General features: G+C 71.3%; 18 protein-coding genes. 8 read left to right on the top strand and 10 right to left on the bottom strand.

Features of this window, described 5'->3' with window-relative positions; all coding sequences use genetic code 11:
* Positions 1-76: 76 nt before the first annotated feature.
* The 3 genes from AC07AG_RS09690 (at position 77) to AC07AG_RS09680 (ending at position 2,956) form a co-directional block, all read left to right on the top strand.
* On the top strand, positions 77-838 hold the full coding sequence (locus AC07AG_RS09690; protein ID WP_478753515.1) for a sulfite exporter TauE/SafE family protein: 762 nt from the start codon (positions 77-79) through the stop codon (positions 836-838).
* A gap of 20 nt (positions 839-858) precedes the next feature.
* Positions 859-1,467 (top strand): hypothetical protein, encoded by a 609-nt coding sequence (locus AC07AG_RS09685; RefSeq protein ID WP_478753975.1) that lies wholly within the window; start codon positions 859-861, stop codon positions 1,465-1,467.
* Between the two features lie 256 nt (positions 1,468-1,723).
* Positions 1,724-2,956: an RICIN domain-containing protein gene (locus AC07AG_RS09680; protein ID WP_478753513.1), complete on the top strand. Its 1,233-nt coding sequence runs from the start codon at positions 1,724-1,726 to the stop codon at positions 2,954-2,956.
* 113 nt (positions 2,957-3,069) lie between these two features.
* Here the strand turns inward: AC07AG_RS09680 and AC07AG_RS09675 are convergent, their stop codons facing one another.
* The 6 genes from AC07AG_RS09675 to AC07AG_RS09650 form a co-directional block, all read right to left on the bottom strand.
* Positions 3,070-3,969, bottom strand: coding sequence for a LysR family transcriptional regulator (locus AC07AG_RS09675; RefSeq protein WP_478753512.1), 900 nt, complete (start codon positions 3,967-3,969; stop codon positions 3,070-3,072).
* A 57-nt stretch (positions 3,970-4,026) separates the two neighbouring features.
* Positions 4,027-5,235: a glycine C-acetyltransferase gene (locus AC07AG_RS09670; RefSeq protein WP_478753510.1), complete on the bottom strand. Its 1,209-nt coding sequence runs from the start codon at positions 5,233-5,235 to the stop codon at positions 4,027-4,029.
* 61 nt (positions 5,236-5,296) lie between these two features.
* On the bottom strand, positions 5,297-6,325 hold the full coding sequence (gene tdh / locus AC07AG_RS09665) for an L-threonine 3-dehydrogenase (RefSeq protein WP_478753509.1): 1,029 nt from the start codon (positions 6,323-6,325) through the stop codon (positions 5,297-5,299).
* A gap of 119 nt (positions 6,326-6,444) precedes the next feature.
* On the bottom strand, positions 6,445-7,644 hold the full coding sequence (locus tag AC07AG_RS09660; RefSeq protein WP_478753507.1) for a Gfo/Idh/MocA family protein: 1,200 nt from the start codon (positions 7,642-7,644) through the stop codon (positions 6,445-6,447).
* Positions 7,645-7,688: 44 nt separating this feature from the next.
* Entirely contained in the window at positions 7,689-9,902 is a 2,214-nt protein-coding gene (locus AC07AG_RS09655) for a right-handed parallel beta-helix repeat-containing protein (RefSeq protein WP_478753973.1), read from the bottom strand.
* 53 nt (positions 9,903-9,955) lie between these two features.
* A complete protein-coding gene (locus tag AC07AG_RS09650) occupies positions 9,956-11,458 on the bottom strand; it encodes a M1 family metallopeptidase (protein ID WP_478753505.1) in 1,503 nt (500 codons plus the stop codon).
* Positions 11,459-11,663: 205 nt separating this feature from the next.
* On the opposite strand from AC07AG_RS09650, the gene AC07AG_RS09645 reads away from it, so the two are divergent.
* From AC07AG_RS09645 to AC07AG_RS09625, 5 genes are all read left to right on the top strand, one after another.
* Entirely contained in the window at positions 11,664-12,782 is a 1,119-nt protein-coding gene (locus AC07AG_RS09645; RefSeq protein ID WP_478753504.1) for a LacI family DNA-binding transcriptional regulator, read from the top strand.
* A 194-nt stretch (positions 12,783-12,976) separates the two neighbouring features.
* On the top strand, positions 12,977-15,418 hold the full coding sequence (locus AC07AG_RS09640) for a polysaccharide lyase 8 family protein (protein ID WP_478753502.1): 2,442 nt from the start codon (positions 12,977-12,979) through the stop codon (positions 15,416-15,418).
* A 77-nt stretch (positions 15,419-15,495) separates the two neighbouring features.
* Entirely contained in the window at positions 15,496-15,885 is a 390-nt protein-coding gene (locus AC07AG_RS09635) for a hypothetical protein (RefSeq protein ID WP_478753500.1), read from the top strand.
* 50 nt (positions 15,886-15,935) lie between these two features.
* Positions 15,936-16,808 (top strand): M60 family metallopeptidase, encoded by an 873-nt coding sequence (locus tag AC07AG_RS09630; RefSeq protein ID WP_478753972.1) that lies wholly within the window; start codon positions 15,936-15,938, stop codon positions 16,806-16,808.
* A gap of 16 nt (positions 16,809-16,824) precedes the next feature.
* Positions 16,825-18,711, top strand: coding sequence for a DUF2264 domain-containing protein (locus tag AC07AG_RS09625; protein WP_478753498.1), 1,887 nt, complete (start codon positions 16,825-16,827; stop codon positions 18,709-18,711).
* 1 nt (position 18,712) lies between these two features.
* Here the strand turns inward: AC07AG_RS09625 and AC07AG_RS09620 are convergent, their stop codons facing one another.
* From AC07AG_RS09620 to AC07AG_RS09605, 4 genes are read right to left on the bottom strand one after another with little or no spacing between them, the layout of a single operon-like run.
* Entirely contained in the window at positions 18,713-19,285 is a 573-nt protein-coding gene (locus AC07AG_RS09620) for a GAF domain-containing protein (protein ID WP_478753970.1), read from the bottom strand.
* The gene (locus tag AC07AG_RS09615) at positions 19,282-19,878 is read right to left on the bottom strand and encodes a GTP-binding protein (protein ID WP_249586446.1); all 597 of its coding nucleotides are present in this window, start codon (positions 19,876-19,878) and stop codon (positions 19,282-19,284) included. The genes AC07AG_RS09620 and AC07AG_RS09615 overlap by 4 nt, the downstream gene beginning before the upstream one ends.
* Complete coding sequence (locus AC07AG_RS09610; RefSeq protein ID WP_249586447.1) at positions 19,856-20,227, bottom strand: DUF742 domain-containing protein; 372 nt, start codon at positions 20,225-20,227, stop codon at positions 19,856-19,858. Before AC07AG_RS09610 ends, AC07AG_RS09615 begins: the two co-directional genes overlap by 23 nt.
* A gap of 2 nt (positions 20,228-20,229) precedes the next feature.
* Positions 20,230-20,664 (bottom strand): roadblock/LC7 domain-containing protein, encoded by a 435-nt coding sequence (locus tag AC07AG_RS09605; protein ID WP_478753496.1) that lies wholly within the window; start codon positions 20,662-20,664, stop codon positions 20,230-20,232.
* Positions 20,665-20,693 lie beyond the last annotated feature (29 nt).

Raw genomic sequence — 20,693 nt, 5'->3', positions numbered from 1 at the left:
GCCTAAGGCACAGCCTTAGGCTGGGTACACCGATATCGCATTGTGGGCCCACCCGTCACAGGGCGATGCTCGGCGGGTGTCCGAAATTCTGCTCGTCCTGCTGGCAGGCACCGCCGCCGGAGCGCTGAACTCCGTCGGCGGCGGAGGCACGTTCGTGGCGCTGCCCGCGCTGGTCGCGGTCGGCCTGTCCCCCGTGACGGCGAACGCCTCGTCGACCATCGCGCTCGTGCCGGGGGCCGTGGCCAGCGGATGGGTCTACCGACGCGAACTCACCCCGGTCGGGGCGACGTCCACCAAGGCGCTGACGGTCATCAGTGTGGTCGGAGGCGGACTCGGCGCGGCCCTGCTCCTCACGCTCCCCGCAGCTTCGTTCGACGCCGCCGTGCCCTGGCTGCTCGCCTTCGCCACGGTGGTTCTCGCCTTCGGCCGCCGCCTCTCCCGTGCGGTGAGCAGTGCGCTCGGCCGCGAGATCGGCATCAGCTCCCGGGCCGTCCTGATCGGCCAGTTCTTCCTCGCTCTGTACGGGGGATACTTCGGCGGTGCCGTAGGCATCATGATGTTCGCCCTGTGGGGCATCGGCCTCGGGCTCGACACCGCGGTCAGCAATCCGATGCGGGTCACCCAGATCGCGGCCATCAACCTCAGCGCGACCGCACTGCTGCTCGTCGCATCGGACGCGCTGAGCTCCCCGCTCGTCCTGGCCCCCATGTTCGTCGGCGCACTGGCGGGCGGCTTCGCCGGCGCCCACTTCGCGCGCCGCCTCTCCGACCGGCTGCTGCGGAGCATCATCCTGACCACCGCCGTGACGATGACCGTCCTCTACTTCGTGCGCGGCTGAGGCCGATCGACGTGAACGACATGGACGACGTCAGCTATATGGGCGACGAGGACTCCGGTGCCGCCCAGCCGCAAGAATCGCCGTACACCGAATCGCCGTACGCCGAATCGCCCTACACGGACGCGGCACGCGCACGTCTCGCCATGGCTCACGAGGCGTGCGAGCTCGCCGGCCTCGCGCGTGCCGCCGTACCGATCGGCGAGCACGAGCTGCGCCCCGACGGCACCGCCGCCTCCCCCGGATCCGTGCTGGCCGACGCCGCGCTCGTGCTCAGGGCCGCGCACCGGTTCTTCGATGCCGCCGCCGTGAGCGAGCGGACGGGCGGCGCGAGCTGGCAGGTCATCGGGGACGTCCTGGGCGTGGACGCGCAAACCGCGCGGGCACGCTTCACCACGGCCGAGTCCCGCTTCCGGGAGGAACTGCGCTCCCCCGACGGGACCTCCGCCGCCAAAGGACCCGGCGGGGCAGGCTGGTGGCGGGCCTACACCACCGGCAACCCGCTGGAAGCCGCACGCGACCTCGACGACTGGTTCCTGCGCCACGAGGACGGCGACGCCGACCTCGGCACCGCTCCCGTCTCCGGTGGCCTGACACAGAGCAGCAAGTGGGGCCCACTGGAGGGCAGTTGAAGCCCCCCGCCACGGGTGAGAACCGGCCCCGCCCACTCCGGGCGCACCCTCCCCGCCGCACGCCCCGCCAACGGACTTAGAGGCGGGGAGAGTTGATGCCACCTGAGTCGACGCCTGTGCGAATGGCCGCCACGCGTCACGGTAATTGAGGGGTAAATAGCAGCCGAAATCCACCCGTATCGGCAAACCGGCTCAGCTCCTACTCTGTGAGGCGCACACGCGGGGGATCACTGTCCGTCTTCCACGGAGGTTGGCAATGTCTGCGTTGTCCGAGGGGATCTACCTGCTCAAGAACGAGGCGAGCGGGCTGTACGCGGGAGTGCAGGGAGCCAAGACCGCACAGAGCGTCCCGGTCGTGCAGCAGGAGCTGAACCCGCAAGGAGCCGCCCGGCACAGTCAGTTGTGGCATCTGCGGCCCGACGCCGCCAAGGAGGGCGCCTGGACGCTGCAGAACGTGCACAGCGCCTTGCGCATGGACATCATGACCGGCCGCGGCCGCGTGGGCTCGCCGGTGCAGCAGTGCCCGGCGGAGACCCGGCAGGACCTCCTTGTGTCCCAGCTGTGGCGGCCGGTGGCGGTCGGCGACGACCGGTACACGCTGTCCAACGTGAACAGCGGCCACCTGCTCTCCGTCCACGACGACAGCAGCGCGCCCGACGCGGCCCTGGAGCAGGCGGGCAAGCCCACCATGGGGCCCCGCCCCGCACAGGAGTGGCGCTTCGAGCGGGTGCCGAGCCGCGGCGAGGTCAAGGCGTTCGACGCGCTGACGGCCACCGTGGTCTCCGCCGGCGGCGGCATCCTCGGCTCGGTCCTCGGCTCCCTGAGCGGCGCGGCCAAGCAGGCGCTCGACGCGGGCGGCGGGATCTTCGAGTCGGCGGCCAAGGCGATCCCGGACAGCGGCACGCCCTACGTACGCTTCGAGGGCTTCCGCGGCGACGAGTTCATCCGCTTCTCCAGGCGGCGCGGCATCGAGGCAGGACCGCGGAAGCTCGCCGACCAGTTCCCGGACCTGCCCAAGCCGTTCAGCGACGGTTTCGACGCCGTCGGTCCCGCCGCCAAGCGCGGCGGTCACACGTACCTGGGCTTCACCGGGGGCCAGGCGGTCGAGTTCTCCGGCAAGGGCCACGGGCCCGTCCAGGACGCCGAGCACTTCCTGCACCACGTCCTGCTGGAGCAGGTCGGCGAGCTGTGCGACGTCACCGGCTTCGGCGCCGAGGGGGGAGGGCTGCTGGTCTTCGGCCGCAGGGACACCTGCACCACGGGGATCGGCCCGGCGCGTGGACCGTCCCACCAGCGGTTCCAGTTGACGGCCGCACCCGATGCCTTCGGGTTCGGGCCGGACGCGGCGACCACGGCCGTCAGCGAATCCACGGCGCACTATTTCCTCACCAAGGGCGACGAATTCGTCGTCGTCTCCGAGGACAAGCTCATCCAGGGGCCGTCCAGGCTCACCGACGCCTACCCGTTCCTCGACGGCATCTGGATGTAGCCATGTGTAGGCATGGAGCCATGTAGCCACCCGCGCCGTCGCCGGCGTCCGCACCCGGCCCGGTCCCGTCGGGCGCACCGCCGACGGGGCCGGGTCGCAGTCCCGTACGACCGCTATCCCGCGGCTTCGCCCAGAGCATCGAGCACCGGCCGGATCAGCGGGTGCTCCTCGGCCCCGCACCGCACCGCCGCGAACACCCGGCGGGTGGGCGCGACGCCCTCCACCGGGCGGATCACCACCCCCGAGACGTCCATGCCCCGCAGCGCCGACCGCGGCACCAGGGCCACGCCCGCCCCCGCCGATGCCAGGGCGACCACCGCCCGGAAGTCGTCCGACCAGTGTTCGAGCAGGGGCTGGAAGCCCGCCGCCTCGCAGGCGAGTATCACCACGTCATGGCAGGGGTTGCCCACGAAGGGACCGATCCAGGCGTCCTTGGCGAGCTCCGCGAGCGGCACGCGCTCCGCCGCCGCGAGGCGATGCGTCTCGGGGAGCACCGCGTCGAACGGCTCCGCGTACAGCGGGACCCGCGTGAGGCGCGGATCGTCCGCGCCCGGAGCGCCCCGGTACTCCACGGCCACGGCGACGTCCACCTGCCGGTCGAGCACCATCGGCAGGCTCGCGTCGCCCTCCGCGTCCTGGACCCGCACCCGGATCCCGGGGGCACTGGACGAGAGACGGGCCAGGGCGGGGCCGACCACCAGGGCGATCCCCGTGGCGAAGGACGCCACGGTCACCGTCCCGGCCGCGCCCGAGCTGTACGCGGCGAGCTCCGCCTCGGCCCGTTCCAGCTGGGCGAGGACCGCGTTCGTGTGGGAGAGCAGGATCTCGCCCGCCGGGGTGAGCCGGACCCCGCGGGCACCGCGCTCGACCAGGCGGTGGCCCGTCTCCTGCTCCAGTGCCGTCAGCTGCTGGGACACCGCGGACGGCGTGAGGTAGAGCGCGGCGGCAGCGGCCGTGACCGTGCGGTGGTCGGCCACCGCACGGAGGATGTGCAGCCGCCGCGCTTCAATCATGAGGCCGATTCTCCCAAACCACCGGACCCGCCGGTACCAGCGGCCTCACCCGGCGGCTCAGGTGCCCGAGGCGTCAAGCTCCGCGCGCGCCGCCACGAAGGCCTCCACCGCACGGTTCACGTCGTCCGTGGAGTGCGCGGCCGACAGCTGGACGCGGATACGGGCCGCGCCCTGCGGCACCACCGGGTACGAGAAGCCGATCACGTACACGCCGCGCTCCAGGAGCAGCTCGGCCATGCGTCCCGCGACCGAGGCGTCCCCGATCATCACGGGGGCGATCGCGTGGTCGCCCGGCAGGATGTCGAAGCCCTCCTCCGTCATCCGCGAGCGGAAGAGCGCCGTGTTCGCGGCGAGCTGTTCCCGCAGGTCACCGGCCGACTCCAGGAGGTCGATGACCTTCAGCGAGGCCGCCGCGATCACCGGGGCGAGGGTGTTCGAGAAGAGGTAGGGGCGCGAGCGCTGGCGCAGCAGCGCGACGATCTCCGCGCGGGCCGCCACATAGCCGCCGGACGCACCGCCGAGCGCCTTGCCGAGGGTGCCCGTGATGATGTCGACGCGGTCCATCACACCGTGCAGCTCGGGCGTGCCGCGTCCGCCGGGGCCGACGAAGCCGACGGCGTGCGAGTCGTCGACCATCACCATCGCGTCGTAGCGGTCGGCGAGGTCGCAGATCTCCCGCAGCGGGGCGACGTACCCGTCCATGGAGAAGACGCCGTCGGTGACGATCAGCTTGCGGCGCGCGCCGCCCTCGGAGGCCTCCTTCAGCTGCTGCTCCAGGTCCGCCATGTCGCGGTTGGCGTAGCGGAAGCGGCGGGCCTTGCTCAGCCGGATGCCGTCGATGATCGAGGCGTGGTTGAGGGCGTCGGAGATGACGGCGTCCTCGGCGCCGAGCAGCGTCTCGAAGACTCCGCCGTTGGCGTCGAAGCAGGACGAGTAGAGGATCGTGTCCTCCTGGCCGAGGAACGCGGAAAGGCGCGCCTCCAGCTCCTTGTGCACCTCCTGCGTACCGCAGATGAAGCGCACGGACGCCATGCCGTAGCCCCAGCGGTCCAGGGCCTCGTGGGCGGCGGCGACCACCTCGGGGTGGTCGGCGAGGCCGAGGTAGTTGTTCGCGCAGAAGTTCAGTACGTCGCCGGGGCGGCCGCCCGCGGTGACGGAGACCGTGGCGGACTGCGGGGTGCCGATGACGCGCTCGGGCTTGTGCAGGCCGGCGGCGCGGATCTCGTCGAGGGTGGTGCGCAGATCATCGCGTACGGAGTCGAACATGCTTGATTCCTTTGGGAGTTAAGCCGTGGAGAGCCGAGAGGTGCCGTGGGATGCCGTGGGTTCAGGAGGTCCAGTCGAGGATGACCTTGCCGCCGCGGCCGCTGGCCGCGTCGTCGAAGGCCGCCTCGAAGTCACGGTGGCCGTAGCGTCCTGTGATCACGGGGGCGAGATCGAGGCCGCCTTCGAGCAGCACGGACATGGAGTACCAGGTCTCGAACATCTCGCGGCCGTAGATGCCCTTGATGGTGATCATGGAGGTGACGATCCGGGACCAGTCGACGGCGAATTCCTCGGCCGGCAGACCGAGCATGGCGATCTTGCCGCCGTGCGTCATGTTGGCGAGCATGTCGCGCATCGCGACGGGGTTGCCGGACATCTCCAGGCCGACGTCGAAGCCCTCGCGCAGGCCCAGTTCGCGCTGTCCTTCGGCGATCGAGGTCTCGGCGACGTTCAGGGCCAGGCTCGCGCCGACCTTGCGGGCGAGCTCCAGGCGCTCCTCGCTGACGTCCGTGATGACGACGTTGCGGGCACCCGCGTGCCGGGCCACGGCCGCGGCCATCAGGCCGATGGGTCCCGCCCCGGTGATCAGGACGTCCTCGCCGACCAGCGGGAAGGAAAGGGCGGTGTGCACGGCGTTGCCGAACGGGTCGAAGATCGCGGCCACGTCGAGGTCCACGGGGACGCGGTGCACCCACACGTTGGCGGCGGGCAGCGCGACGAACTCCGCGAACGCCCCGTCCCTGCCGACGCCGAGGCCGACCGTGGCGCGGCACAGGTGTCTGCGGCCCGCCTGGCAGTTGCGGCACTTGCCGCAGACCAGGTGGCCCTCGCCGCTGACCCGGTCGCCGATCTTGATGTCCGCGACGTCACGCCCGGTCCCGACGACCTCGCCGACGAACTCGTGCCCGACGACCAGCGGGGCCTCGATCGCCTGCTGCGCCCAGCCGTCCCAGGCCCGGATGTGCAGATCGGTGCCGCAGATCCCGGTGCGGAGCACCTTGATCAGGACGTCTCCGTGGCCGATCACCGGCTCCGGTACGTCCATCAGCCGGAGCCCTGGCTCCGCCTTCTCCTTGACCAGCGCCTTCACCGCAGCGGCTCCTGTCGTACGTCGCTTCTTCCCCCGACGACACAGGAATCTTCCTTACGGCGGCGCCCTGGTCCATCGAGGATTTCTTAAGCGCCGCCGCAGCTTTCCTTCAGGCCCTGCTAGGACCCGGCCTCCTGCCGGGTCTGACCCCGCTCGAAGTACGCGACGAGCTCCGGATCAAGGTCAGGAACCTCCCGCGGAACGCCCCCGTCCCGCAGCGACTGCGTGGCGCGCACACCCGCCGCCACCGCCATCCGGGCCGCGACGGGCGAGGTGTCGGTGCGCCCTCCCTCGCGCACGAACCGTACGAACTCGTCGATGAGCAGCGGGTCGGAACCGCCGTGCCCGCCCTCGTCCTGGGCATCCGGCACCGGGTACTCGGCGTCGGCCTCGGGGCGGTAGGACGAGCGCCGCTGGTTCCAGACCTTCACCACTCCCCCGGGGCCGTCGCCGAAGTTCTCCAGGCGGCCCGCGTCCCCGATGACGGTGTAGTTGCGCCAGTAGTCGGGCGTGAAGTGGCACTGCTGGTAGGAGGCGAGGACTCCGTTGTCCAGGCGCATGTTGACCAGGGAGACGTCCTCCACGTCGATGACGGGGTTGAGGTCGCGCTGGGTGTGCGGCGGCCAGTGGCCGTCCTTGGTGTACCAGTCGTCCGTCTTGGGCTCGCCCGGCTCACGGCGGTGCGGATTGTCGCCGTAGACCATGAGGTCGCCCAGGGCCTGCACCTGGCGGGTGTAGCCGTCGGCGAGCCAGTGCAGGACGTCGATGTCATGGGCGGCCTTTTGGAGCAACAGGCCGGTGGTGTGCTGCCGTTCGGCGTGCCAGTCCTTGAAGTACCAGTCGCCTCCGTAGGCGACGAAGTGGCGTACCCAGACCGTCTTGACCTCGCCGATCTCGCCGCGCCTGATGATGTCGCGCATCAGCCTGACCACGGGCATGTGGCGCATGTTGTGGCCTACGTAGAGCCGCGTTCCCGTCTCGTACGCGGTCCGCAGGATCTCGTCGCAGGCTTCGATGCCGATCTCCAGCGGCTTCTCCACGAAGACGGGCTTGTTCTCGCGCAGCGCCTCGCAGGCGAGCTGGGCGTGGGTGTGGTCGGGGGTGAGGATCACGACGGCGTCGACGTCCGGGTCCTCGACGACCTTGCGGTGGTCGGTGGATATCAGGGCGCCGGGGAAGGCCACGGCCGCCTCCGTCCGGGCGGTCACGTCGTGGTCGGCGAGCGCGGTGACGCGGGAGCCCGCGCCGGGCCGGTGGGCGGTTCGGGCGAGCGAACCGCGCAGGCCGTAGCCGAGGACGCCGAGACGGAGGTCGGTCATGGTGTGCCTTTCCGTACAAATACCTGTGCGAGTGCGGGTGTTGCCTATGTACGTGCAGGGTGCACGAGTACGTGCGCGAGCGCCACGCGTCCCGTGCCGGTGAGCTTGATCCTTATGTATCTGGCTTCCGCGTCCGTGTCGAGGAGTGTGGGCCGAAGGGATCGTCCGGTGACGTGCAGGGTCGTGGCGTCGGCGAAGTCCGCGGTCCTTGCGAGCTGCACGTCGAAGTCGGCCGTGGTCATGGAGGTGTCGTTCCAGACCTCGACCTGTCCCACGCGCCGCGCCTCACCCAGGTCGACCTGCCACCAGGCTCCCGGTTCGGACAGGGTGCGGGTGTCGGTGGAGGTGTCCCCGTCGGTCGCGTACGACGCGTCGGCCGCGCCGTCCGTGGAGGACTGGGACGCGGTGCCCGCGCGGGCGAGGTCCGGGCGGAGCTGCTCGGCCGGTGCTCGGTGCGCGCCCGCGCGTGCCGCCACGGCGAGCGCTGCGGCGGGGAGCCGGTCGAGCTCGGTGTGGTTGCCCTCCATCGTCGATCCGGTGCCGGTGAGGGCCGGGGCGTCGGTGTCGGTCCAGTTGCCGGTCGCGTGGTTCTCGATGCCGTAATCGGCCCAGTTCGAGACCCACTTGTAGCCGATGCGGGTGATGACGTTGCCTTCGACGCGGATGTGCGAGGACTGCTCGTCGAGGTAGATGCCGTTGCCGTCGCGCTCGGTGTTCCCGTAGGCGGAGCGGTTGATGTAGTTGCCGGAGACGACCGTGCCCGGCTGGGCGCCCTGGGTGTAGATGGCGCCGCCGTCGTGCTGGGCGTGCTCGACGCGCATCACGTTCGTGATCCGGTTGTTCGTGACCCGGTTGTCCCTCAGGACCGACTTCTGGGCCTCGGGCTGGTTCCAGCCCCAGCCGACGGAGATCCCCGAGTAGGGCAGGTCGTCGAGGGTGTTGTGGTCGACGGTCAGCTCGGCCTCGTATCCGGCCCAGATGCCCACCGCGTCGGTGTACTCGACGCCGGTGCGGCGGATCGTGTTGTACGCGACGGTGTTGCGCTCACCGGCGAGTTCCGCCTGCGGCTTCGGCTCGGTGTCGCCGACGTACACGGCGCCGGACGACAGGTCCGTGAAGCGGGAGCGGGTGACGGACGTGTCCTTGGTGCCGGCTTCGAGGACGACTCCGGCGCCGCCCAGATGCGTGAACTCGGCGCCGGAGACGGACACATGACGACCGCCGCGCACGGTCAGCGCCGCGCTCGGCTTCGTGTAGTGACGGCCCGCGTGATCGACCGGACCGCTCGCCCCAGTGAGGGTGAGACCGGCCTGGGTGCCCGCGTATCCCTCGTCGGTGGAGGGCTGGCCGTACGCCGCGTAGGCGAAGCCGATGCCCTGCACGCGCAGGTCGTGGGCGCCGTCGACGACCATGAGCCGCTCGGTCACCGGGGTGAGCACGCGCGCGCGCCGCATGTCCTCGCCCTTGCGCGGGAGGTAGGTGACGGTCCGCTCCTCGGAGTCCCAGACGAACTCGCCCGGCTTGTCGAGGAGTTCGCGGGCGTTCTCGAAGAAGGCGACCTGGGAGTAGCGCGACGAGTCGACGGTGGTGGAGTCCCAGGCGGGGCCCGTACGGTTCGTGCCGCTGGCCGAGTTGATCCAACAGGGCTGCGCGAAGGTGAGGTTGTCCCCTTCGACGCCCGCGATCCGGCAGTGGTAGTCGCGCCAGCGGACCTTGATGACGGCCTCCGCGTCGGTGGGCCGCTGCCACGTGGCGATGCCGGTGGCGGTGGCGCCCGTCATGCCGGTCTTCGTCGCGTCACAGGTGCTCGCCGCGCAGGCCGCGCCCCGCGCGCGCCGGGCCCGGTCGCCGTTCACGAACAGCTGGCGCGGTGTGACCCCTTCGGGGACATCCGCCGTCCAGGTGCCGTCGGCGCCTTTGTCCCACCCGGTCAGCGCCCGGCCGCCGGACAGGACGGGGCGGGCACCGCGCGCGGCGGTCCAGGTGACGGTGTGCCCGTCACGCCCGGAGTCGGCCGCGCCCAGCTTCAGCGGCTCGCTCATCTCGTAGGTGCCGCCCGCGAGTTCGACGCGTACGTCACGCCCGCTGATGGTGCGGGCCGCGTCACGGGCGGCCTGCGGGGAGCAGGGGCGGGCGGTGGTGCAGGACTCTCCCGAGGCGTTCGGGGCGACGTGGAGGATCTTGGGGCCCGGGGCCGACTGGGCGGCCTGGGCGGTGCTCTGCGGGGTGATGACCGCTCCGACGGCCGCGACGGCGATGACTCCCGCGGCGATACCGATACGTGGACGCTTCCCCGCGCCCTGTCGCTGCCTCACTTCGCGACACCCCAGTCCGGGTGGCCCGGCATGGGCGGGTTGTCGAGGTCGAAGAGCCAGTGGTTCAGGAACGTGCCGACCGAGGCGTCGCCGGTGACCTTGACGGCGTTGTCGATGAAGTCCCGGGTGGTGGCGTTGCCGTGCCGGTGCTTGCCGAGCCAGGACTTCATGACGGCATCGAACCGCTCCTGCCCGATCTGCTGGTTGAGGGCGTAGAGCGAGACGGCAGCGCCGTCGTAGATGTTGAAGCCGCCGAGTCCGGTGGGCTTTCCGGGCGGGCCGTCGGTCTTGCGGACCGCGTCGAGCTTGGCGTACGCGGTCTTCATCTTCTCCTCGATGGGCTGGAACCCCTTCTGGTCCGCCCACACGGCCGCGTAGTAGACGGCGGGCCCTTCGTTCATCCACGCGTCCTGCCAGGTGGCGGGGGTGACGGAGTCACCGAACCACTGGTGGGTCAGCTCGTGGACCATGGTGGTCGAGTAGGTGGGCTTGTCGAACCACGAGGGGCCGAAGAGCGAGAGGGTCTGGTTCTCCAACGCGTCGCTGTAGCCGTCCCGCACGATCTGCACGCCGTACGTGTCGAACGGGTAGCGCACGCCGAGGGTCTTCTCCAGCCACGCCAGCTGCCCGCCGGTCTCCTCGGCGATGGGCTTGTACTTGGCCTGCTGGTCCTCGGGGACGAGGTGGCGCAGCTTCACTCCGTGCGGGCCGCGTCCGTAGAGGTAGGTCTGCTTGTTGACGGAGATCCCCAACAGCTCGGGCGCCATGGGTGACTTGAGGGAGAAGTCCCAGGTCTTCTTGGCATCGGCGGCATCTCGGGTGCCGGTGAGGTTGCCGTTGGCGCCGGGCGTCCAGCCGTCGGGGGCGGTGAGGTGGAAGGACCAGGTGGCCTTGTCGGAGGGGTGGTCGTTGACCGGCGCGAAGGTGTCGGCGCGGGAGGCCTGGGCGGCGGAGGCGAAGCCGCCGTCGGACATGTGGCGCCAGCCCGGCTGGCTGACCGGCTTGGTCTTTCCGTTGCCGTGGTAGGTCAGTTCGACGTCGAATGCCCGGTGGTCGCGCAGGCCGCCCGCCGGGGTGACGGTGAGCTCCTGGCCGCTCTGGCCGGGGCCGATCGCCCACGTGGCCTTCCTGCCATTGACCTTGATGGCGTCGATCGCCAGCGAGTCGACGTCGAGGTTGAAGGACGACAGGTCCTGGGTGGCTCTCGCCTTGATCTTCATGGTGCCGGTGAAGTCGTACGTCACCGGTGTGAAGTCGAAGGAGAGGTCGTAGTGGCGGACGTCGTAGCCGCCGTTGCCGAGCGTGGGGAACAGCGGGTCGCCGACGCCGTCCGCGCCCGGGGCCGGGTCGAAGGGCGCCGCGTGGGCGGGGAGGGCGAGCGCGAGGGTGGCGGCCGCGGCTGCGGTCGCCGTCGCGGCGCGGAGGGTCGTCCGGGAACTGCGAGCACGGACGGTCCGGGTACTGCGAGCACGTACGGTTCGGGTCCTGTTCTCAGCCATGGGGCCGCAACGTAGTAATCGCTTACTGTCGCCGTCAACACCCAGGACCCCCTCCACTCTTGGACTTTTCCGCCCCTCGTCTCTGGCGCCATGGGCCGAGTTCGGTACACGCTTACCATCTATGCCGGGTGGGGCGGTCCCGCAAGGGGCGCGGGGAACTGCGCGACAAGCCACGACGATCCCGTACGAGAAGAGGGGCGAGCACATGGCAGAGGCGGCAGCGGCTGCGGCAGCGCGGGGCCCGGAGCGGCGACGGGCGACGGTCATCGACGTCGCGGCACGCGCCGAGGTCTCGTCCGCCACCGTCTCCCGCGTCCTGAACGGCAACTACCCGGTGGCACGGGCCACCCGCGAACGCGTCGAGGAGGCCGTCCGGGAGCTCGGGTACGTCGTCAACGCCCACGCGCGGGCGCTCGCCGGGACCTCGAGCCGGACGGTCGGCATCATCGTGCACGACGTCGTCGACCCGTTCTTCGCCCACATCGCGCGCGGCGTCGAACGGGCGGCATCGGAGGCCGGACGGCTCTGCATGGTCTGCTGCACCCACGGCGACCCGCGCCGCGAGCTGGCCTTCGTCGACCTGCTGCACGAACAGCGTGCGAACGCGGTGGTCCTGGTCGGCGGCGCGCACTCGGATCGCGCGTACGCCCGTGAAGTCGCCCGCAGGGCACGCGATCTGCACGCGGGCGGGGCACGCCTGGTGCTGTGCGGGAGGCCGTCGGTGGGCCGCGACGTGCCGACCCTCTCGGTGGAGTACGACAACGAAGGGGGCGCCTTCGCCCTCACCGACCATCTCCTCACGCAGGGCCACGACCGCATCCTGTATCTGGGAGGACCGCCCGACCTCTCCACCACCCGCGACCGCATCGCAGGACACCGCAGGGCTCTGGAGCTGCGCGGCGTCCCCTGCGCGCCCGAGCTGGTGCACACCGGCGCGTTCAGCCCCGCCTTCGGGCACCGCAGGCTGACCGAACTCCTGGCGTCCGGGCTTGTGTTCAGCGCGGTGTTCGCCGCCAACGACATGGTGGCGATCGGGGCACTGCAGGCCCTGGAGGAGGCGGGCCTGAGGGTCCCGGAGGACGTCTCCCTGGTCGGCTACGACGACGTGCCCACGGCCCAGGTCCTGCGCCCGCGCCTGACGACCGTGCACGTGCCGCTGGAGGAGATGGGCCGCCATGCGGTGCGGCTCGCGGTTCCGGGCGCGGGAGCGGGAGCGGAGGCCGACGCGTGGCAGCAGCCGTCCGATGGCGGACTGACGCTGGGCACGCACATCGTGGTGCGGGATTCGGTGGCGGCGCGGCGAGGCGGACCGACCTCGCTGTAACCGGTTAACCCTCGGCCGCGCCGCACGGAGGCGGTGCCAGGACAGAAAGAACGTAGAAAGATTCCTGGCCCTCTTGCCCTCACACAGCAACCGCTTACATGCTGTCGCCGAGTCGCTCACGCCTCTCGCCCCCCACCTGATGCCTGACGCCCGCCGATGCCCTGCGATGCCCTGACGCCTCATGGGAGTTCCCTATGCGCATGCCCCACTCCGGCTCCACCGGGCCACGACGCCGCACGATCCTCGCCGCGAGTGCCGCGTCCGCCTTCGTGCCGCTCGCCGCGGGTGGTGCCGCCTGGGGCGCGTCGGACGCGGACCCGTACGACACCTTGCTCGCCCGCGCGGCAGCGCAACTCACCGGAGGTGCGTTCGACGCGGCCGACCCGGACTTCGCCGCGGCGCTGAAGGTCCTGGACACCCAGGCGTCCGGCTGGTGGAAGGACTTGGACCGGTCGGCGGGGCGCACCGCCCTGTGGGCCGACCTCTCCCCCGCGAAGGACCCGGGCAACTTCGGCCAGAGCTACACCCGCCTGCGCACGATCGCGACCGCCTGGGCCACGCCCGGCACCTCCCTCAGCGACAGCGCCGAAGCGGCGGACGCCCTGCTCGACGCCCTGCGCTTCCTGCACGCCGACGCCTACAACCCGAGCCGCCCCGAATCCGGCAACTGGTGGTTCTGGGAGATCGGCGCGCCCCGCGCCCTGATGGACACCTGCGTGCTGCTGCGGGAGAAGGTCCCCGCGGCCGACCTGGCGAAGTACGTCTCCGCGGTGGCCAGGTTCTGCCCGGACCCGGACCGCCGCACCAACGCCCCGACCCTGTCCGAGACCGGCGCCAACCGCGCGGACAAGGCCGTCATCGTGGCGCTGCGCGGGCTCCTCGCACAGGACTCCGCGACCCTGGCGCTGGCCCGCGACGGCCTCTCCGACGTCCGGGACGAGGGAAAGAACAGCCTGTTCACGTACGTCACTTCGGGCGACGGATTCTACGAGGACGGGTCGTTCGTGCAGCACGGCTCCGTCGCGTACACGGGGACGTACGGCAGCGTCCTGCTCGGCAGCACGGGCCAGCTGATCGCGCTGCTCGCGGACTCCGAGTGGGCCGTCACCGATCCGAAGACGTCCGTGCTGTACGAGGCGGTGGACCGGACGTTCTCGCCGGTGGTCTTCGACGGCCTGATGATGGACGCGCTGCGCGGCCGTGCGACATCGCGCGAGAAGGCACCGGACCACAAGGACGGCGCGGTCACCCTCACCAACATCCTGCAGCTGGCGGACGGAGCCCCCGCCGCGTACGCCGAACGCTGGCGCGCCCTGGCCAAGGGCTGGATCCTCCGCAACACGTCCCACCCCTACCTGGGCCTGGTCGGCGTCCCCGCCCTCGCCCGCGCCAAGGCCGTACTCGACGATCCCGGCGTACCCGCCACCGACCGGCTCACCGGGCACTTCGCGTTCGCGGACATGGACCGGGTGGTGCACCGGCGCCCCGGCTGGGCGCTGACGCTCTCGCTCTCCTCGAAGCGCATCGCCGCGTACGAGGCGGGCAACGGCGAGAACCTGCACGGCTGGTACACCGGCGACGGCATGGCCTATCTGTACGACGGCGACGACCTGGGGCAGTTCGGGGACGGCTTCTGGGCGACGGTCGATCCGTACCGCCTGCCGGGCACCACCGTGGACACCCGCACGCGGGCCGACATCGGCTCGGGCGGCGGGACGGGGACCTACCGGCCGAAGAACGCCGTCGCGGGCGGCGCGGCGCTCGACGACCGGTTCGGCGCCGCAGCGATGGAGCTCATCGCCGACGGCAGCACGCTGCGGGCCAAGAAAGCGTGGTTCTTCCTCGACAACGCGGTCGTCGCCCTGGGCGCGGACATCACCGCGAGCGACGGCCGGAGCATCGAGACGGTCGTCGAGAACCGCAATCTGTACGAGGACGGGGCGCCCCGGCTCACGGTCGACGGCCGTCGGCAGCCCTCACGCACGGGCTGGTCGGCGCCCCTGCCCGGCGCCCGCTGGGCCCACCTGGAAGGCACCGGCGGCTACATCTTGCCCGACGACCCCGCGCAGTCCTCGTCCGGCCGGGGCGGCGCCCGCCTCCACGCCCTGCGCGAGGAGCGGACCGGCACCTGGCGCGACATCAACACCGGCGCGGACACCGGCGGCAGCACCACTCCGGTCACCCGGCGCTATCTGACCCTGTGGCTCGACCACGGCGTCTCCCCCGGCGCGTCCTCGTACGCGTACGTCCTTCTGCCCGGCGCGAGCGCCGCCGCGACCGCCGTCTGGTCCCACTCTCGGCCGGTCCGCGTCCTGGCCAACAACGCCACCGCCCAGGCCGTCGAGTCCCGCCGCCACGGCCTCATCGCCGCGCACTTCTGGCAGCCGGGCAGCGCGGCCGGGCTCACGGCATCGGGCCCCTGCACCGTGCTCGCGCGACGCGGCGGCGACGGCATATCGCTGGCCGTGGCCGACCCGGGCCGCACGGGCACGAGCGTCACCGTGGAACTGCCCTTCGCCGTACGGAAGGTGGTCCGCGCCGACGACACGGTCACCGTCACTCCGGGCCGCCGCCCGGTCGTCACCGTCCGCGTCGATGGCTCACGAGGCCACACGCACACCGCCCACCTGCGGTGACCGGCGCCCCGCCCCACCCCTGGGTCCCGCACCACCCTTAGGTCCCGTCCATCAAATCCCCACCGAAGGAGTGCACCATGAGATCCACTCCGCCCCGCCGCACCGTCCTCACCGGCCTGTCCGCCCTAGCGGGCGCGGCCCTGCTCCCCTCCCCCGCCCGAGCGGCCGGCCGGTCCCGCACCCGGGCAGCCGCCGCGATCAGCCTCACCGCGCGGGCCTCCGCCGAGTCCCAGCGCATCCGTCTCGGCGCGGCCCAGCGGGCGAGCGACTTCTTCACCACGGCGGCCCACGCCCCGGCCAACACCCCCGTGACGGTCACCGTCTCCGCCCCGGACGGCGTCCTGCCCACGCTGTACGTCGGCATCCCCGACTACTACGCCACTCCCGACGCCCCGCGTTCGTACGCCCTCAAGTCCGGCGCGAACACCGTCACGGACCCCAGGGCGGCCCGATCCACCTCACCCTGACCGGCAGCGGTGAGCGCGCGACGGTCACCATCGGAACCGGCTCCGTGCCGATGCCCACCTTCGTCCACGGGTCGACATCGGAGTCCGCCTTCCAGTCCCAGCTGGACTCGGCGACGGCCTCCGGATACGTCCAGCTGCGGTCGGCCCACGCCATCGTCACCCTCGCCCGCGCGACCGCCTTGCAGTACCGCGCCGAGGACCACGCGGCCCTGCTCGACACGTACGAGCAACTCCTCACCTCGCACGCGACGTTCAGCGGACTGAGCGGCAGCACCGGCACCCACGCCCGCAATCCGCTGCCGTACCACTTCGTGAACGTCACGAAGGTGGCGTCCGGCGTGGGTGCGTACGCGACGCACGGATACACGGGCTACCCGAGCGGCGCGATGGCGTACATCGCGGGCGTGAACGGTCTGCGCACCGGTGGCTGGGGCATGTACCACGAACTGGGCCACCAGCATCAGCAGTTCGCGTACAAGCCCGGCGCGCTCACCGAGGTCACCTGCAACCTCTACTCGCTCGCCGCGCAGCGCACGCTCGGCCAGACCTCGCGGCTGCTGACCAAGGACTCCGGCGGCAAGGACGTGTACGACCTCGCCTTCACGGCGCGCGACTCCGGCACGGAGTACACCGCGCTCGACGTCTGGCAGAAGCTCGTGCCGCTGTGGCAGTTGCGGCTCGCCTTCGGCACCGGCGTCTGGCCCGAGCTGCACCGGCTGATCCGCACCGACAACCCCGCGTCGGCGGCGGACGCCGACCGCTACGACAACCTCGCCGTGTACGCGAGCCGGGCCACCGGGCGTGACCTCTCGGAGTTCTTCGTCACCAAGTGGCGCTTCCCGGTCACCGCTTCGGGCAAGGCGCGCATCACCGCGCTCGGCCTGGACAAGCCCTCCGTCGACGCAAGCACCTACCGCGAATAGGAAGCACGGATCCACCATGCCCGCACCGCACCTGGCCCTGCCGCCCACCGACCGGATCCTGTCCCCGCGCACGGGCTGGACCCGCGCTCACTGGGAGGCGCTCGCCGACCGGCAGTTGGAAGCGCTCGTCCCTTACGCGACGCCCCGCTTCGCGCAGTACCGCCTGCCGGGGCGGAGCAGTTGGTCAGGGGTGGTGTCGGACGGCCTGGAGGGATACGCACGGTCATTCCTCCTCGCCTCCTTCCGGATCGCGGGAGCGGGCGGTGAAGTGGACCCCCACCTCGTCGAACGCTACGCGCAGGGTCTGACAGCGGGCACGGACCGTGACGGCGCGGGCGGCGAGGCCTGGCCCGAACTCACCGACTGCTCGCAGCAGATGGTGGAGGCGGCGTCGATCGCGATCGCTCTGCACGAGACCCGCCCCTGGATCTGGGACAAGCTCGACACCCGGGTCCAGGAGCGGGTCGTCGACTGGTTCTCCGGCTTCGTCGGCGGCAGGACGTGGGACAACAACTGGCGTCTGTTCCAGGTGGTGTCCGAGCAGTTCCTGGCCTCCGTCGGCGCGCCGTACAGCAAGGCGGACATCGACGGAGGCCTGGACCGGATCGAGGACTGGTACCACGGCGACGGCTGGTACAGCGACGGCGACGGGCGCAACTTCGACTACTACATCGGCTGGGCGATGCACCTGTACCCGCTGCTCTGGGCCCGCATGGCGGGCCCGGACGACGGGGGCCGCGCCCAGGTGTACCGCGAGCGGCTGTCCCAGTTCCTCACCACGTACCCGCACTTCTTCGGCGCCGACGGCGCACCCGTCCACCAGGGCCGCTCCCTGACGTACCGCTTCGCGGCGAGTGCCCCCCTCTGGATGGGCGCCCTCGCCGACTGCACCCCCCTGGCCCCCGGCCTCACCCGGCGCCTCGCGTCCGGCACCGCACGGCACTTCGTGGAGCGCGGCGTCCCCGACGAGCGCGGGCTGCTGCCGCTCGGCTGGTACGGGACGTTCCTGCCGTCCACCCAGGCCTACTCGGGTCCCGCGTCCCCGTACTGGGCCAGCAAGGGCTTCCTCGGCCTGCTCCTGCCCGCCGATCACCCGGTGTGGTCGGACACCGAACTCCCGCTCCCCGTCGAGGAGTCCGACCAGTACACGGCCCTCCCCGAGCCCGGCTGGCTCCTGCACGGCACCCGGCACGACGGCATCGTCCGCCTGCTCAACCACGGCAGCGACCACAACCCGCTCGAAGGCCCCGCGGCCGACGACCCGCACTACGCCAAGTTCGGCTACTCCACGGCGACCGCCCCCGAAACCGCCCCGAGCGCGTGGGAGCGCACCGTGGACAACCACCTCGCGCTCATCGCGCCGGACGGCACCCCCTCACGCCGCCGCCGGATCCACCCGGTGCGGTGCGAGGGACGCGTGGCCGCTTCCCGGCACGACGCACAACTGCCGGGCATCGAAGGCGAGTTCCCCGTCGAGACGACCAGCGCGCTGCACGGGCCGTGGGAGATCCGCGTCCACCGGGTCCAGGCCCCGGCGGGCGTGACGGTCCGCGAGGGCGGCTACGCGGTGGCCGACGCGACACGGCCGTACGCCGAGCAGGGCCCCGGCTGGGCGCTCACCCGGACGGAATCGGGTCTCACCAGCGCCGTGGTCGCACTCCACGGCTGGGACGAGGGGGCGGGCATCGCCCGTGAGGTGGCGGCCAACGCGTACGGACCGCACTCGGCGACTCCGTACCTGACGTGTGCCGGGCACGAGGGCGGGACGAGCGTCCACGTCACGCTCATCGCCCTCTCCCAGGACGCCGTCCGTCCCGTGGCGTTGCGGCAGGCCATCTCCTGCGAGGTGGAAGGCGGCGCGGTGCGCGTCCGCTTTCCCGACGGCGATGTGCTGGAGGTGTGAATCAGATCCCGCCGTCCTCGCGGCGGTGAATCTGCTCGATCAGCTCCGCCGCCATCGCCTTGATCGTCTCCAGGCCCGCCCTGCCCCAGGGCCGGGGCTCGACGTCCACCACACAGACCGTGCCGAGCGCGATGCCCGTGCGGTCGATGAGCGGGGCGCCCAGATAGGAGCGGATCCCGATCTCGTCGACCACCGGGTTCCCCGCGAACCGCGGGTAGTCGCAGACGTCCTCCAGGACGAGGGCCTTGCGCCGCACGATCACATGCGGGCAGTAGCCGTGGTCGCGCGCCATATAGCGGTGCGCCGTACTCTCCGTGGCCGCCGTCGAGGTCAGTTCGGAGCCGGCGCCCATGTCGTCCGGGGTGTGCAGGCCCGCGAAGAACTGCCGGTTCTCGTCGATGAAGTTGACCATGGAGTACGGCGCGCCCGTGACCTCGGCGAGCCGGTCCGCGAAGGCGTCGAAGGCGAGGTCGGGCTGGAGTCCTATGCCGAGCCTGCGCAGCCGCCGCACCCGGTGCGGCGCCTCCTTGTCGACGGGAGTGAGCAGCAGGTTCGCGGTCGCGTCGTACATCAGGTGTGGGCTCCGTAGCTCGGGGCGGCCGGGGCGTGGGCGAGGAGGTGCTTGACGAGGGTGAGCAGGGTCGCGATGCCCGAGCTCGAGATCCGTGCGTCGCACCGCACGACGGGCACCTGCGGATCCAGGTCGATGGCGGAACGCACCTCTTCGGGTTCATAGCGGTGGGCGCCGTCGAATTCGTTGATGGCGACGATGAATCCCATGCCGCGCTGCTCGAAGAAGTCCACCGCCGCGAAGCAGTCCTCGAGGCGGCGGGTGTCGGCCAGGACCACCGCGCCGAGCGCGCCTTCGGAGAGTTCGTCCCACATGAACCAGAAGCGTTCCTGGCCGGGCGTCCCGAAGAGATAGAGCACGTGCTCCGGGTCGAGGGTGATGCGCCCGAAGTCCATGGCCACGGTCGTCGTGGTCTTGTTCTCGACGCCCGACAGATCGTCGGTGCCCTCGCTGACCGTGGTGAGGAGCTCCTCCGTGCTGAGCGGCGCGATCTCACTCACCGCGCCCGTGAAGGTCGTCTTACCGACCCCGAAACCGCCCGCGATCAGGATCTTCAACGCGGTGGGGAAGGGGTCAGAGCTGTCGTCGTAGTCCATCGAGCACTGCCTCCAACAGGGACCGGTCAGTGGGGTTGTGGTAGAAATCCGGGGCTCTCAGGGTGAGCGCCCCGCAGTCGACGAGATCGGAGAGCAGCACCTTGGTCACGACCGCGGGCAGCTTCAGCTGGGCCGCGATCTCGGCGACCGACGTGGGTGCCGCACAGAGCCCGAGCGCCTGCGTGTGCTCGGGCCCCAGATAGCCGATGACCGGCCTTCCGGTGGCCATCACCTGGGTCAGGAGGTCCAGTTGGGCGGTGGGCCTGGTCCGCCCGTCACTGACCGTGTAGGGGCGCACGAGCCGCCCGGCGGATTCGTCGAGCCATGGCCCGTCGTGCGGGGCCGCCACGCTCAATGCCTCATCGGGGCGGGTTCACCGGCGGCCTGCCGGGGCGCGGTCATCAGGTAGGGGCGCACGCTCTTGACCAGCATCGTCATTTCGTAGCCGAGCACCGCCGCGTCCGCGTCGCGCCCGGCGAGCACCGCCAGACAGGTGCCGGAGCCCGCCGTGGAGACGAACAGGAGGGTGGAGTCGAGTTCCACGACGACCTGGCGTACGTCGCCGCCGTCACCGAACCGGATGCCCGCGCTGCGCCCCAGCGAGTAGAGCCCGGAGGCGAGGGCCGCCATGTGGTCGGCGCTGTCCGGGTCGAGGCCATGGACCGACTTCACGAGTCCGTCGGAGGAGAGCAGGACCGCACTGTGGGTGTGCGGCACGCGCTGCACGAGTCCGCTCATCAGCCAGTCGAGGTCGGATACCTGCCCGGTCGGCGCATCGCTCGCCATGGTGGATCGACTCCTTGGGGTACGAGGGT

Source organism: Streptomyces sp. NPDC044044 (assembly GCF_056434405.1).
This window is presented reverse-complemented; position numbering and strand designations above follow the sequence as displayed.

What these genes read in the sequence shown, in the direction of transcription:
- AC07AG_RS09615 (WP_249586446.1), bottom strand. Translation starts at nt 19,878, where the DNA reads ATGGACTACGACGACAGCTCTGACCCCTTCCCCACCGCGTTGAAGATC.
- AC07AG_RS09605 (WP_478753496.1), bottom strand. Translation starts at nt 20,664, where the DNA reads ATGGCGAGCGATGCGCCGACCGGGCAGGTATCCGACCTCGACTGGCTG.
- AC07AG_RS09670 (WP_478753510.1), bottom strand. Translation starts at nt 5,235, where the DNA reads ATGTTCGACTCCGTACGCGATGATCTGCGCACCACCCTCGACGAGATC.
- AC07AG_RS09660 (WP_478753507.1), bottom strand. Translation starts at nt 7,644, where the DNA reads ATGACCGACCTCCGTCTCGGCGTCCTCGGCTACGGCCTGCGCGGTTCG.
- AC07AG_RS09635 (WP_478753500.1), top strand. Translation starts at nt 15,496, where the DNA reads ATGAGATCCACTCCGCCCCGCCGCACCGTCCTCACCGGCCTGTCCGCC.
- AC07AG_RS09685 (WP_478753975.1), top strand. Translation starts at nt 859, where the DNA reads ATGGACGACGTCAGCTATATGGGCGACGAGGACTCCGGTGCCGCCCAG.
- AC07AG_RS09630 (WP_478753972.1), top strand. Translation starts at nt 15,936, where the DNA reads ATGCCCACCTTCGTCCACGGGTCGACATCGGAGTCCGCCTTCCAGTCC.
- AC07AG_RS09675 (WP_478753512.1), bottom strand. Translation starts at nt 3,969, where the DNA reads ATGATTGAAGCGCGGCGGCTGCACATCCTCCGTGCGGTGGCCGACCAC.
- AC07AG_RS09650 (WP_478753505.1), bottom strand. Translation starts at nt 11,458, where the DNA reads ATGGCTGAGAACAGGACCCGAACCGTACGTGCTCGCAGTACCCGGACC.
- AC07AG_RS09625 (WP_478753498.1), top strand. Translation starts at nt 16,825, where the DNA reads ATGCCCGCACCGCACCTGGCCCTGCCGCCCACCGACCGGATCCTGTCC.
- AC07AG_RS09680 (WP_478753513.1), top strand. Translation starts at nt 1,724, where the DNA reads ATGTCTGCGTTGTCCGAGGGGATCTACCTGCTCAAGAACGAGGCGAGC.
- AC07AG_RS09645 (WP_478753504.1), top strand. Translation starts at nt 11,664, where the DNA reads ATGGCAGAGGCGGCAGCGGCTGCGGCAGCGCGGGGCCCGGAGCGGCGA.
- AC07AG_RS09640 (WP_478753502.1), top strand. Translation starts at nt 12,977, where the DNA reads ATGCGCATGCCCCACTCCGGCTCCACCGGGCCACGACGCCGCACGATC.